General features: G+C 63.8%; 7 protein-coding genes. 5 read left to right on the top strand and 2 right to left on the bottom strand.

The window, feature by feature from the left end; genetic code table 11:
• Positions 1–34: 34 nt before the first annotated feature.
• From EV147_RS16500 to EV147_RS16520, 5 genes are all read left to right on the top strand, one after another.
• Positions 35–7,990, top strand: a complete 7,956-nt coding sequence (locus tag EV147_RS16500; RefSeq protein WP_130392304.1) for a two-partner secretion domain-containing protein — start codon at positions 35–37, stop codon at positions 7,988–7,990.
• Positions 7,991–8,019: 29 nt separating this feature from the next.
• Positions 8,020–8,319, top strand: coding sequence for a hypothetical protein (locus tag EV147_RS16505; protein ID WP_130392305.1), 300 nt, complete (start codon positions 8,020–8,022; stop codon positions 8,317–8,319).
• Between the two features lie 100 nt (positions 8,320–8,419).
• A complete protein-coding gene (locus EV147_RS16510) occupies positions 8,420–8,893 on the top strand; it encodes a hypothetical protein (protein ID WP_130392306.1) in 474 nt (157 codons plus the stop codon).
• Positions 8,894–8,939: 46 nt separating this feature from the next.
• On the top strand, positions 8,940–9,473 hold the full coding sequence (locus tag EV147_RS16515) for a hypothetical protein (RefSeq protein WP_130392307.1): 534 nt from the start codon (positions 8,940–8,942) through the stop codon (positions 9,471–9,473).
• A gap of 165 nt (positions 9,474–9,638) precedes the next feature.
• Positions 9,639–11,411, top strand: a complete 1,773-nt coding sequence (locus EV147_RS16520) for a ShlB/FhaC/HecB family hemolysin secretion/activation protein (RefSeq protein WP_130392308.1) — start codon at positions 9,639–9,641, stop codon at positions 11,409–11,411.
• A 279-nt stretch (positions 11,412–11,690) separates the two neighbouring features.
• On the opposite strand, the gene EV147_RS16525 is transcribed toward EV147_RS16520, so the two are convergent.
• Both EV147_RS16525 and EV147_RS16530 read right to left on the bottom strand, forming a co-directional pair.
• Positions 11,691–12,104, bottom strand: coding sequence for a hypothetical protein (locus EV147_RS16525; RefSeq protein ID WP_130392309.1), 414 nt, complete (start codon positions 12,102–12,104; stop codon positions 11,691–11,693).
• 408 nt (positions 12,105–12,512) lie between these two features.
• Positions 12,513–13,229 carry a CerR family C-terminal domain-containing protein gene (locus tag EV147_RS16530; protein WP_130392310.1) on the bottom strand — a complete coding sequence of 239 codons (717 nt, stop codon included), beginning with the start codon at positions 13,227–13,229 and terminating at the stop codon, positions 12,513–12,515.
• Positions 13,230–13,323: the final 94 nt, after the last annotated feature.

Raw genomic sequence — 13,323 nt, forward strand, 5'->3', positions numbered from 1 at the left:
CGCGCCATCCCGCAATCCGCGCTTTGGCCGAACCATGAATCGCCGTTGTTACCGCCTCGTCTTCAACCCGCATCGCCGCATGCTCATGGCCGTGGAGGAAACCGCCACGGGCCGGGGCAAGGGCCGGGAGGCAGGTAGCCGGGCTGGCACGCGCGGCACCCCCACCACCCCCACCACCGCCGTGCGGTTTGCCGTGCCAACGCTGGTCCTCTCGGCCTGGATCGCGGCGGGCCTGCCCGTGGATGGCTGGGCGCAGGTCGTGGCGGACCCGAACGCGGGCGCGCACCGCCCCACCATCGGCCAGACCGCGAACGGCCTGCCGCAGGTCGATATCACGCGGCCCTCGGGCGCGGGCGTTTCCATCAACGACTACAGCCGCTTCGACGTGCCGAAGTCTGGCGTCATCCTCAACAACTCGCCGACCGCCATCGCCACGCGGCAGGCCGGCTTCATCAACGGCAACGCCAACCTGCTGCCGGGCGGCTCGGCCCGGATCATCGTCAATCAGGTGACCAGCGCCAACCCGAGCCAGCTACGGGGTTACCTCGAAGTGGCCGGGCCGCGCAGCGAGGTGATCGTGGCCAATCCCAACGGGATCCTGGTCGATGGTGCCGGCTTCATCAACACCAGCCGTGCCACGCTGACCACTGGCGCGCCGGTCTACGGCGGCAGCGGCAGCCTTGATGCCTTCCGCGTGACGGCCGGGCAGATTTCAGTGAACGGCGATGGACTGAACGCCGCGAACGTCGATCAGGTCGATCTGATCGCCCGCGCGGTGCAGGTCAACGCCGCGCTGTACGCGAACCAGCTGGGCGTGGTGGCCGGCGCCAACGACGTCAGGCGCGATACGCTGGCCGCCACGCCAGTCACCGGTGCCGGCCCTGCCCCGTCCGCCGGCATCGATGTCGCCGAACTGGGCGGCATGTACGCCAACAAGATCCTGCTGGCGTCCACCGAGCACGGCGTGGGCGTGTCGCTGCGCGGCGTGGCGGCGGCACAGGCCGGCGACCTGAGGCTGACTTCCGCGGGCCGTCTGGTGCTGGCCGGGCAGGCGTCGGCGAGCGCAAACGTTGTCGCCCGCGCCCGCGACGGGATTGACCACACCGGCACCACCTATGGCATGCAGGATGTCTCGATCGAAACCGGCGGCGCGTTGTCGAACAGCGGCACGCTGGCCGCGCAAGGCGGGATGTCGATCGCCGGCAGCAGTGTGGCGTCAACGGGCACGCTGGCGGCGGGCGTGAGCCGGGATGGCACGGCCGGCGCCCCGGCGGACCTCAGCGTGGTGGCCACCGCCGGGACGTTGTCCGCGACCGGCCAGAACCAGGCCAGCGGCAACGTGACACTGCAAGGCGCGGGGCTCGATCTGGCCGGCAGCCAGACCGTACCGGGCGGCAATCTCGACCTGCGGGCCGGCCCTGGCGATCTCGACCTGTCCGGCGCCACCGCGACGGCGGGCGGCAAGCTCTCCGCCAACGCTGCGGGCGCCCTGAGCAACGACCGGGGCCAGATGGCCAGCCATGGCGACATGTCCCTCGCGGCGGGCAGCGTGTCGAACCGGGGCGGACAGATCGGCACGCAAGGCAGCGCCTCGATGGCAGCGGCCCGCTTCGACAATCGGGACGGCGCGGTACAGGCGGCAGGCGCCCTGTCGTTGGTGGGGCCGGTGGCGCTCGACAACCGCAAGGGCCTGCTCTACGGCGGCAAGCGCTTCACGCTCGATCACGCCGGCGCCACGCTTGCCAATGCCGGCGGCCAGGTGCTCGGCGGCACCGATGTCACGATTCGCGTCGCCTCGCTCGACAACCTCAAGGGCGCCATCAAGGCCAACCGGGACGTGACCGTGGCGGGCGCCGTCTCGGGCAGCGGCGAGATGGCGGCGGGCAGCAACCTGTCGCTCGATGTCGCCGGCGACTACGAGAACGATGCCGACAACAGGCTGCGCGCCGACGGGGACATGCGCGTCTTGGCCAGCGGCAAGCTGACCAATACCGGCACGCTCGCGGCGGTGGGCGGCTTGACCGTGCAAGGCGCCGAGGTGGTCAATGCCGGGGGTGCCGGCATGGTTGGCAGTTCGACTACCGTCGAGGCCACGCAATCCCTCGCCAACGCCGGCCGCATCGAGGGCGATACGGTCCGCACGCACGCCGCCACGACTACCAACACCGGCACGATCATCGGCAATGACGTCACCGTGCAAGGCGGGAGCGTGGTCAACCATGGCCCGGCGGCACTGGTCGCGGCGGTAAGAAACCTGCACGTCTACGCCACCGATTCGGTCCGGAATCTCGACGGCGCCACGCTCTACAGTGCGGGCGACCTGCAGATCGCCCGCGACGGCGAACGGGATGCGCAGACGGGCCTGCTCGTCAACCAGATGGCCGAACTGGTCAACCGGTCGGCCACGATCGAGGCCGAGGGCGATATCGACATCGCGGCCACCGAGGTCAGCAACACGCGCACGAGCATCGTGACCGAGGCTGGCACGCCGACAACGACCACGAAGAAGCTGAAGCTGTGGCAGGCGGGGCTGACAGGCCGGGACCTGCAGTACTACGCAAGCATCACCTTCCCGGCCTGGCGCTGGGGCACGGAGAACGCAAGCGTCAGCACGCCGCAGACCGATGCGCTGCGCACGCCGATCACGGTCACCGTGGACAAACGCACTGTGGCGAACCTCGACACCGGCAAGCGCAGCCTGTCATTCCTCGAAGCTCCCATCGAACTGTTCCACGGGCAGGATCCGGAAAAGGGCTGCAACATGGAGACCTACGTCTGCTCGCGCGCGCTTACCACCCTTCCCACCCAGTACTTCGAGGCAATCCGGGACAACGGCGATACCTACAGCATCACCTTCTGGCCCGACTTTGACCCGGAAGTCCATATCCGGCCCGACGAAGTCCGCCAGAAGCACATTGGCACGGACCACAACGAGATTCTCCGGACCATCACCACCACCACGGCGACCGACCGGCTCGTCAGCGCCTCGGATCCGGCCCGGATACAGGCCGGCGGTGCGATCCGGATGCAGAGCCGGGGCGGCAAGATCCTGAACCACGCCTCGATCATGGCGGCCGGCGGCGATCTGGTCCGGGTGGCCGACGCCGGGGCGGTGCAGGACATCGGGACGGCCCTGCAACGGACCGTGACGACGACCGAGACGTCCACGCTCTACTGGCACCAGCGCACGGGGCGCAGCGAGAGCTTCCACGACATCGCCTATCCCACCACACCGCAGGCGCCGACGACCGTCGCCAGCCTGCCCGCCATCGCCACGGCCAACCAGGCCGTCAAGACCTCCGGGCAGGCCATCGACATCACCACCGTGAACCGCGCGGGCGAGACCGTCACGGGCGGTGACGGCGGCGGCACCGGCCGGCAGGAGGGCATGCCGGACCTGCGATTGCCGGCCAACGGCCTGTACCGCCACCAGACCGCGCCGGGCGACACCTACCTGATCGCCACCGACCCGCGCTTCACGCAGTACTCACAGTTCATTTCGAGCGACTACATGCTCGGCCAGCTCGGGCTCGACCCGATGCAGACGCAGAAGCGGCTCGGCGACGGCTACTACGAGGCCAGGCTGATCCGGGATCAGGTCACGCAACTGACGGGCCGCACGTTCCTCGGCGCGCATGGCGACAACCTGGCGCAGTACCAGGCGCTGATGGACAGCGGCGTGGCCCATGCCGGCGCGCTGAACCTGACCCCCGGCGTTGGCCTGAGCGCCGACCAGATGTCGCAGCTCACCTCGGACATGGTGTGGATGGTCAGCCAGGATGTGACCCTGCCCGATGGCACGCAGCAGAGCGTGCTGGTGCCCAAGGTCTACCTGGCGCAAGCCAGCACCGTCGACCTGCAAGGCGCGGGCGCGCTGGTCAGCGGCAAGCAGGTGAGCCTGCAGGCCGCCGGGGCCGTGGCGAACAGCGGCCGGATCGTCGGCGACCTCGCCACGCAGGTGGTGGGTACGAACGTGGTCAACCAGGGCACCATCGGTGCGGTGGGCACGACGCTGGTGGCAGCACAGGAAGACGTCCGCAATGTGGGCGGCCGGATCGCCGGCACCGATACGCTGGTGACGGCCGGACGAGACGTGATCAACGCAGCACACACGATCACGAACACCACGACCCTCGCCAACGGCAACAGCGCGAGCGCCACGGGCGTGGGGGCGGCGGGATCCATTTCGGCCACGAACAGCGTGGGCGTGCTGGCCGGGCGCGACATCGACATGGCCGGCGGCAGCGTCAACGCGGGCCAGGACGCCCTGCTCGGCGCCGGGCGAGACCTGTCGCTCGGCACGGCGACCACCGGCACCACGCAGGATGCCAGCGCGAACGGTGGCAGCGACTTCCTGCGCGAGCGGACCAGTACGGGCGTCGGCAGCCACGTGCAGGCCGGCGGCAGCGTGACGGCCGTGGCCGGACGCGACGCGTCGCTGATTGGCTCGGCCATCGGGGCCGGCGGCAACGCCACCCTGCTCGCCGGGCGCGACGCCACGGTGACCGCGTCGCTGGATACGCAGTCGCGCGAGTCCGCCTCGTTCAGCAACAAGCGGTCGCAATCCACGGCATCGTCGTTCGACGAAACTGCGCGCGGCAGTGCGATCCAGGCGGGCAGCAATGCCACGTTGGGGGCCGGGCAAACCGCCGCCGTGGGCGAGTTCCTGCAGGCCAACGGCATCGCCCCGGTGGACGCCGGCCCGCAGCGGGCCGGCAACGTCGCCATCCTCGGCTCGTCGGTCAGCACGGGCACCGCTGACAGCCCCGGCGGCGCCGTGGCGCTGGTGGCCACCGGCGACATCGGCATTGGCACGGTGACCGAACGGCACGCATCGCAAAGCTGGTCGCAATCGAAGACATCGGGCTTCATGTCGAAATCCGAGACGACCAAAACCGCCAGCTCGCGCGAGACCGTGGCCGTGGGCTCGGTGGTGTCCGGCGACGCCATCCTCGGCACCGCGGGCCGCGATCTCGCCATCAGCGGCTCGACCGTGGCGGCCACGCAGGACCTGGGGCTCGAAGCGGGCCGCAATCTGAGCATCGCCGCCGCCGAGAGCACGAGCGAGAGCAGCAGCTACTCGCGCACCCGGGCCTCAGGTTTTGGCGCGACGGGCGGCGGCCTTTCCTATGGCTCGCGCGACCAGAAGGACACCTACAACGACAGCGCAGTGACGCAGACGGGCAGCCTGGTCGGCAGCACCGATGGCAATGTCAGCCTGCGGGCCGGCACCACGCTGCGGGTGACTGGCAGCCAGTTGATCGCCGCCAAAGACCTCAAAGGGGTGGGCGCGGACGTGGTCATCGAAGCCGCCAAGGGCAAGGCGCACCACGACGAAACCCACGAGATCAAGCAGACTGGCCTGACGCTCGGCGTCAGCGGCGGCGCCCTGGGCTCGGCCATCAACGCGGGGCAGAAGGTCGGTTCCGCATCGAAGAGCCAGGATGGCCGGGCCTCGGCGCTGTGGGGCATCGCCGCGGGCCGCGATGCGTACGACGCGGCCAGGGGCGCCGGCGACGCGGTCAACAGCCTGGCCGGCGGCGGTCTGGCGGGTACCGCGATCACGCTCTCGCTGGGCACCAGCAAGAGCAAGACCACCCTCACGCAGGACAGCACCACGCATACCGGATCGAACGTGCAGGCCGGCGGCAAGGCTGTCTTCATCGCCACGGGCACCGACGCCGACGGCAACCAGACGGCCGGCAACCTCGACATCATCGGCTCCGGCGTCTCGGGCACACATGTGGGGCTGGCGGCCAGGGGCCAGGTCAACGTGGTCTCCGCCACGGACACCTACGAGAGCCACAGCACGAACAAATCGAGCAGCGGCAGCATCGGGGTGTCGTACGGGGCACAGGGATTTGGCGTGTCGGTGTCGGGCTCCAAGAGCAAAGGTAACAGCGACACCACCGGCACCACGCAGGTCAACAGCCGCGTCACCGGCAGTGAATCGGTCTCGATCGTGTCCGGCGGCGACACCAACATCCTCGGCGGCGTGGTCAGCGGCGGCAAGGTGGCGGCCGACATCGGCGGCAATCTGAACCTCGCCAGCCGGCAGGACACCGAAGAAACCAAAGCCCGGCAACAGAGCATGGGCGGCGGCCTCAGCTTCAGCCAGGGCGGCGGGCTGAGCGGCTCGTTCTCGGCCTCGAAGGGCAAGGCTGACGGCAGCTACGCCAACGTGGCCGAACAGTCCGGCATCCGGGCCGGCGACGGCGGCTTCGACATCCGGGTCAAGGGCAACACCGATCTCAAGGGCGCCGTCATCGCCAGCAGGGCCGACAGGGAAAAGAACAAGCTGACCACCGGCACCGTGAGCTGGAGCGATATCGAGAACAAGTCGGACTTCAAGGGCACCTCGTTCGGGGTGGCCGGCGGCCTCACCTTCGGACCGAAGGTCAAGGACGAAACATCCGGCCAGACCTCGGGCAAGAACACCGGCGGCGTTAGCCCGATGATCCCCCAGAGCGAAAGCGGCAGCCAGCGCGGCATCGCGCAATCCGGTATTGCGCAAGGCTCGATCGACATCACCGACGCGGCTAACCAGCAGCAGGACGTGGCAACCCTCAACCGAGATACGACCGATACCAACTCGGGCGTGGGCAAAGGCCCCAACCTCGAAGACCTGCTGAACAAGCAGGCCGACATGATGTCCGCCGCCCAGGCGGCTGGCGAGGCCGTGGCCAAGTCAGTGGGCGACATCGCCGGGAGCAAGCTCAAGGACGCGGCCGCGGAGCAAAAGAAAGCACAGCAAGCCTTCGACGCCGACCCCAGCGAGGAAAACCGCGCCGGACTGGCCAAGGCCACCGCCGATGTCGAAGGCTGGAAGGAAGGCGGTGATTACCGCGCCGCACTCCACGCCGCCGGCGGGGCGATGATTGCCGGGTTGGGAGGTGGGAATGCGCTGGCCGGGGCGGTCGGCGCAGGGGCTTCCTCGCTCGCGGCCGGGAAGCTGGCTTCGCTCGGGCAGTCGGTGGCGGATGGGGTTGGCAGCGGAAATGCCAATTTGGACGAGGCAATCGGCAATCTGGCGGCGAATGTGCTGGCTGGAGGGATTGGGGCTGCGGTTGGCGGTGGGTCCGGGGCGGCGACTGGGGCGAATGCGGATCGGTTTAATCGGCAGTTGCATCAGACTGAATATGACTTGGCCGCGAAGAATGCAAAGGTAGTGGCCGAAAAGCTTGGCATCTCGTTAGAGGAGGCCGAAGGCCGTATCGTGGCTGAAATTCTTCGGAACTCGGATGAACGCACGGCCAACGCCGCGGGCGGCAAGCATGATTATGACGTCCGTAAAATCGTGGGATGCCAAAATCTGAATTGCAACGGCTCAACCGAAGCTGAATATGTAAATCACGATTTCAATCGTGAGCTTATACCTGTCAATCGGGCTGGTTACGATCTCGGGCAGTCGCAGGTGGGAGCCGGGCAGACGTATAACGAGCTTGTCGAAGCCAATATGAAGAAGGATCCGGTTGGGCCGGCGGTGCTAGGTCTTGGTTTGGTTGGGATGGGATATCTCACCGGAGGAAGTGGAACTGCGGCTGGCATAAAGTTATTTGGCGCAGGCATTAGTGGTGGCGCAAATTATCTAGCGCAACCGGAAAATAAGAGCTGGATGGACATCGGAATTAGTACAGCCATCGGATTCATTACCACAGGGTCGGGACTTGGATCCTCATTGGGAACTAGCGCAGGCGGCGCGCTTTTTGGAGCCACTCAGAAAGGCGAAAATCCAAATGCTGCCGTTGCAGGCGCCGTAGGGGGTGCGGTAGCGGGATATGGCATGGGGAAAGCCATTGTAACTCCTGTGGCGAGCACAATCGATCCAAGAGGATGGTGGACACCAGATTGGATCGACGTGGGCCACGGGATACTCAAGTGGAACTCTCCCAGCGCAATCCCAGGTATCGCGGCTGGTACAGGAGCGGGATTCTTTCAAGAGCCAATCGGCAATTGGATTAAAAATAAGGCCGAGAATCTTCAGAAATGAAAATTCACTACAGATTGACGATGCGTCAGATGGCAGTGATCATCCTAACCTTCACCACTTTAGTAACCACAATATTTTTTGTGGGTGATTTTGTCGTACCGCCCTTACTGAATGAGCTATTCGGAAATTCTGTCGGCGTGAGATGGTGTGGAATAATTTATGATTGCACCGATTCTGGCAATCCAACTTTGCTTCAGTATTTGGCAAGTGGTACACCATGGCATGACATCGACATTGATTGCGCATTGACTCGACTTAAGAAAGGTGTTGGTCTTGGCATAATTGCGGGTTTTGCTTGGATTCTTCTAGTTACATTCTCCCGCAAGTAATGTCAGCCACCCAGGCGGCTGGCGAGACCATGGCCAAGTCAATGGGCGGCATCGCCGGCAGCAAGCTCAAGGACGCGGCCGCGGAGCAGTAGGGAGACAAATGAAAAGTAATAAAAATATGATTTTTTCGCTCGCTTTTACTCTTGTAGTCGCAAGCGGAATGATTTACTCATGCGTCACAGGGCCAACATTAGGCGACGTTCGGAATTTTCGCAAAATGATGAGAGCGGATATGAGTATCCTTATTAAGGAGGTACGTGAAATAGTAGATTACGACGACGATCGTAAGAAAAAAACGATGAGCGTAATCCTATCATTGAAGACCGCACCGGAATTTTGGAAAACGGATCACTCGTCGAACTATATTTCTCTACTAGGTTCCATAGGATGGATTCCCTCGATCCAATCCAATGGAATTGTGTTCATGTGCAAAAATGGTGTGTCAGCTTCAATTATCAATCCCGATGGAAAAGAAAATTACAACGGATTTATCAGCATGAGCTATCCACCAGACCGACGCGCCCGGTGCCACATGAAAGAAATGCACATAATCGTGGAAAACCCGGCCTCTTGACATTTTTTTAAAGCATTCGTATTTATGACCCGAACGGAAATTGCAAATGAGTTGGCACGACGAAGAGTCGAAATCCAAAATGCGGCGCGAAAAGATTATTAGCTCAATCTTTGCCTCCGCCTTCTTTTCGTATCTGATTGTAGATCACAGTCGAACAAAACTTGGCTTGGGAAGCATCGAATTATCCTTGATTGGCCTGGCGACATTTCTCACGTTACTATTCGTACTGGTGAGAGTTGTAACTCGACCCTCACGTAACGAGGGCCACAGCAAAGATCCCGACGACTCATTTTCCGACTTTTCGTCCACTCTGGACGAGCCAGTTGCTCGATATACCGCCGCCAAGAAGAAGTTACTGGAGGAGGTTCTGCTTTCTTACGCCGTAATTGCTATCATTATCTTCGCGTGGCTGATAATCTCCCACTTATCGGGATACGACTGGCGCTCCGTTTCCCGTGGAACTCCCTTTTTCTTGATGATATTTACGACATCCAGCTTTCGTTTTATCAAGGGATGGAGAAAAATCCGCCGGGAGGAGCGAGGCGAACCACCGAAAAAAAGCTACTGGGAGCAAGACTGAGTGAACCACAACGGCGCACGCAGCTCGGCGACGACTGAGTGCCGGAATGCTTAACGACCCGCCAGAGCGCTTAAATAACGAGACCTCCAGCGCTACGTAATCCGCCCCCTGACCAACTTAATCCTTCGACCGGCCCGGACGCCCCCTCTGGCCTCTCCAACGCCGATGTTTCCAAAACCTTCCCAAATCGCCACCGCCGCCGCGCTTGCGGTCGGCTTTTTGAGCGTGCCATCCGTCTCGATGGCGCAGACACCTCCAACTCCCCGCCAGGCCGCAGCCCTGAATAACTCGGAGCAGGAGCAGCGCAATCGCCAGCAGCAGGAAGCGCGGGAGCGTAGTGCCGCCGTGGAAGCCCCGGCAGTGCTGGCCCCTGCAGCCGAGCAGGCGGAGTTTCCACCGCTTCCCAAGGAAGCCCCCTGTTTTCCCATCCAGCGTTTCGTTCTTGAAGTGCCGGCCGACCTCCCGGCTGACCTGCAGGCCAGCGGTGCCTCGGCCTTGCCGATGGACCCATTCGCCTTCGCGCGGAGCTGGCTTGACCATTACCGGGGCGAATGCGTTGGCAGTCAGGGCGTCGGGACGCTGGTCAAGGGGCTATCCCAGGCGATTCTTTCGCGCGGTTATGTGACCACGCGGGTGCTGGTGCCCGAGCAGGATCTGACGTCTGGTACGTTGAAGCTGGCCCTGATCCCCGGCGTGATTGGTGAAATCCGATTCAGTGAGGCCGATGTCTGGGGGACGTGGAAGGCTGCGTTTCCGGCTTCGGCCGGGGAACTGTTGAATCTGCGCGATCTGGAACAGGGGTTGGAGCAGATGAAACGCGTCGCCAGTCAGGACGTTGACATGCAGATCATGCCGACGCCGGTCCCGGGTATCAGCGACGTGGTCATCACGGTCAAGCGCGGCAAGCCGTGGACGTTAGTGGCGTCGGTCGATAATTCGGGGTCGCGTTCCACGGGAAAATGGCAGGGAAATCTGAGTCTGGGTATCGATAACCCGCTGGGCCTGAGCGATATTTTCAATGTCGGCTTCAGCCAGGATGTGATGGTCGATGACAAGGAATATGGCACCCGAGGCTGGAATACGTTCTACGCGATTCCATGGGGTTACTGGACCGCGACCCTTTCCGCATCGAGCAGCAACTATTTCCAGCAAATCGCCGGCGTCAACCAGACGTTCGTTTCCAGCGGGAAATCGGAAAACGTTGACCTGAAACTGCATCGGGTTCTGCGCCGCAGCCAGAACGATGTGCTCGGGATGCAGATGCGCCTGACGCGCCGGTTCGGCCGGAGCTTTATCGCGGATTCCGAGCTACCCAATCAGCGCCGGAACAATACGATCCTGGAACTCGGCATCACGGACAGGCATTACTTCGGTCGGTCCCAGCTCGACGCCACGGTTTCATACCGCCAGGGCCTGGGGGCTTTCGGCGCGCAGGATGACCGGCTGGCCGCGGAAGGCGGGGCGACGTGGCGCTACCGGATGATGGTGGTCGACGCGAACCTCTCCGTGCCATTCAAGCTGGCCGACCAGCCCTTCCGCTTCGTCACGACAGTGCGCGGCCAGTACACCAACGACCGCCTGTATTACGTCGACGATCTGACCATTGGCAGCCGATATACCGTGCGGGGGTTCGACGGGGAAAGCATGCTGGCGGGCGAACGCGGATTCTATTGGCGCAATGAACTGCAGGTTCCACTGGGGGCGACGGGGCAATCGCTATACGCTGGGCTGGATTATGGCCGGGTTGCCGGGCCAGCCACTAAAAATCAGGTTGGAAAACAATTGGCGGGCGCCGTCCTCGGCCTGCGCGGCGGGTTGGGCGGATCGAGACTGGGCAGTCTGTCGTATGACATGTTTGTTGGTACGCCGGTTTACAAGCCAGAACACCTGCATACCGCCGGGCTGACTGCGGGATTACAGGTGGCGTATCAATATTGAAAGCATCCGCCGGCAGACAAGCGAGAAAGGCCAGCATAGGCTGGCCCGGGCGGTACTGAGGAATTGCGGTACGGCGGTCTCGCGCCGGCATTGCCGGTCAGGCCGGCAATGCCGTGGCGACGAGCGCGGCGGCTGCGCCGCTGGCGGCGGTGAGCGCCAGCCAGCCGCTGACGATCAGGGCGCTGTTCTTGAAGCTCATGATGGACTCCGGGGGAGAGGGTTGCCGGAGACCTCATGGACTCCGGCTACTGCTGTTCGGCCGCCTGCATCAGGCGATGCTCAGACGCGGGCGCCGTCGGTGTACACGTCGCGGGTGCGGGCACCGTCGTAGTACGGGCTGCGCGGTTCGTTCACGCCACGGGCGCCGTCCAGGTACGGATCGACCTTGCGGGCCGGGCTGGCCGAGACGCCAACCGTGTCCAGGCCAGCAACGATGCGCGCGCCGTCGGTGTACGGGTCAGCCTTGCCGACCTTGGCGCCGTCCGTGAACGGGTCGGCCTTGCCAACGCGGGCGCCTTCCGAGAACGTGTCGAACTTGCCCTGGCGTGCGCCATCGGTGAACGCGCTGCGCTGGTCCTGCACGCGGTGGGTGTAGCCGTAGACGCTGTCTTGCGAGGCGGGGGCGGCTTGCACAGCGCCGGTTACGAAAGCGGCGGCGAGGGCGGCGGCGGTGAGGATGGTCTTGGCGGTCATGATGCTCTCCTTGCGTAAGGCCGGGCGATCTCGTCTGTGTCGGTCGCGGGGCCAGTCACTATCTGTCAGGTCCGGTGGTCTGTCCGGCGTTGCTATCTACTGGTAGGTAGGTTCGCGGCGCTGAAAAAAGACCGTTGCCGGTTCGGATGCTGCTGCACTGTCCTTTGTTGCTTGGCCCGCCGCGTCTGCTTCAGTACTGCTGTCTGCTGCGCTGCGTCGTTCCATGGACCGAATAGTATCTACTACTAGATAGGTAAGCAAGGAGTTTCTGCAAACACAATCGTAAAGTTCCTAAATTTCATGGGCGCTGGCGGAGGGCGATAAGGCGCGTCCGTCTAGTAAGTCGTTGAATTTAATGGACTTTATGATAAATCTATCGCCAATCCAACTTCAATTAGAGCTGTTGCTCTAGTTTGCCTTGCGCTGTTGTTCGCGCCGGGCGATCAGCCCCAACAGCAGGAGCCGCGTGTGCTCCTGCAGCACTTCCTGGACCTTCTGTGTTTCGGCTTCGCCAAAACCTTCCCACTGCAGCGCGCGCAGGATGTGGCGTCGCATGACCTTGAATGCCGCGATCTGGCTGTCGATGGCGACGGCGCGGATGCGCGTGTTCTCGTCGCTGGCCGGTTGTCCGATCAGGCGGCCGATCAGTGCCGAGGTCAGCGCGAACAGCCGGCGGTTGATGCCGGCGTCGATGCGCTCGAACGCACCTGGCGGCCCCAGTCCGGCCCGCTCGCGCGCCATGAACTGGCGCCAGTGGTCGGTTTCCGGGCACTCGTAGAGAAACATCGCGAAGCGCGCCTGCAGGGCCAGGTAGGTCTCGACCAGTTCCTCGTCGCTCACATCGTCGCTGGCCAGTTGGGCCTCGGCGGCCACCACCACGTCCTGCACCAGCGCGAAGGCGCGCTCGACAAAATAGTCGATGCAGGCCAGGTACACGCCTTCCTTGTTGTCGAAGTAGTACTGCAGTGCCGGGGCGTTGACGTTGGCCGCCTTGGCGATGTCGCGCGTGGACGCGCCGTCGAAGCCGTGGGCAGCGAACAGCCGCAGGGCCGCATCGATGATCCGTGCGCGGGTTTCCTCGCCGCGCTGGTAGCCGCCTTCGGCGGTTGGCCGGTGTCGCGCCATGGTGTCCTGGTGTCCTGGTGTCGGTGGTGCTGGTGGGGAACAGGCCGCAATACTAACAGGGCGAAAATATATCAGTTGACATAAATCTTCCAAG

The organism is Cupriavidus agavae (genome assembly GCF_004217045.1).
In the GTDB taxonomy this organism is placed as follows: domain Bacteria; phylum Pseudomonadota; class Gammaproteobacteria; order Burkholderiales; family Burkholderiaceae; genus Cupriavidus; species Cupriavidus agavae.

What these genes read in the sequence shown, in the direction of transcription:
- EV147_RS16505 (WP_130392305.1), top strand. Translation starts at nt 8,020, where the DNA reads ATGGCAGTGATCATCCTAACCTTCACCACTTTAGTAACCACAATATTT.
- EV147_RS16525 (WP_130392309.1), bottom strand. Translation starts at nt 12,104, where the DNA reads ATGACCGCCAAGACCATCCTCACCGCCGCCGCCCTCGCCGCCGCTTTC.
- EV147_RS16500 (WP_130392304.1), top strand. Translation starts at nt 35, where the DNA reads ATGAATCGCCGTTGTTACCGCCTCGTCTTCAACCCGCATCGCCGCATG.
- EV147_RS16520 (WP_130392308.1), top strand. Translation starts at nt 9,639, where the DNA reads ATGTTTCCAAAACCTTCCCAAATCGCCACCGCCGCCGCGCTTGCGGTC.
- EV147_RS16530 (WP_130392310.1), bottom strand. Translation starts at nt 13,229, where the DNA reads ATGGCGCGACACCGGCCAACCGCCGAAGGCGGCTACCAGCGCGGCGAG.
- EV147_RS16510 (WP_130392306.1), top strand. Translation starts at nt 8,420, where the DNA reads ATGAAAAGTAATAAAAATATGATTTTTTCGCTCGCTTTTACTCTTGTA.
- EV147_RS16515 (WP_130392307.1), top strand. Translation starts at nt 8,940, where the DNA reads ATGAGTTGGCACGACGAAGAGTCGAAATCCAAAATGCGGCGCGAAAAG.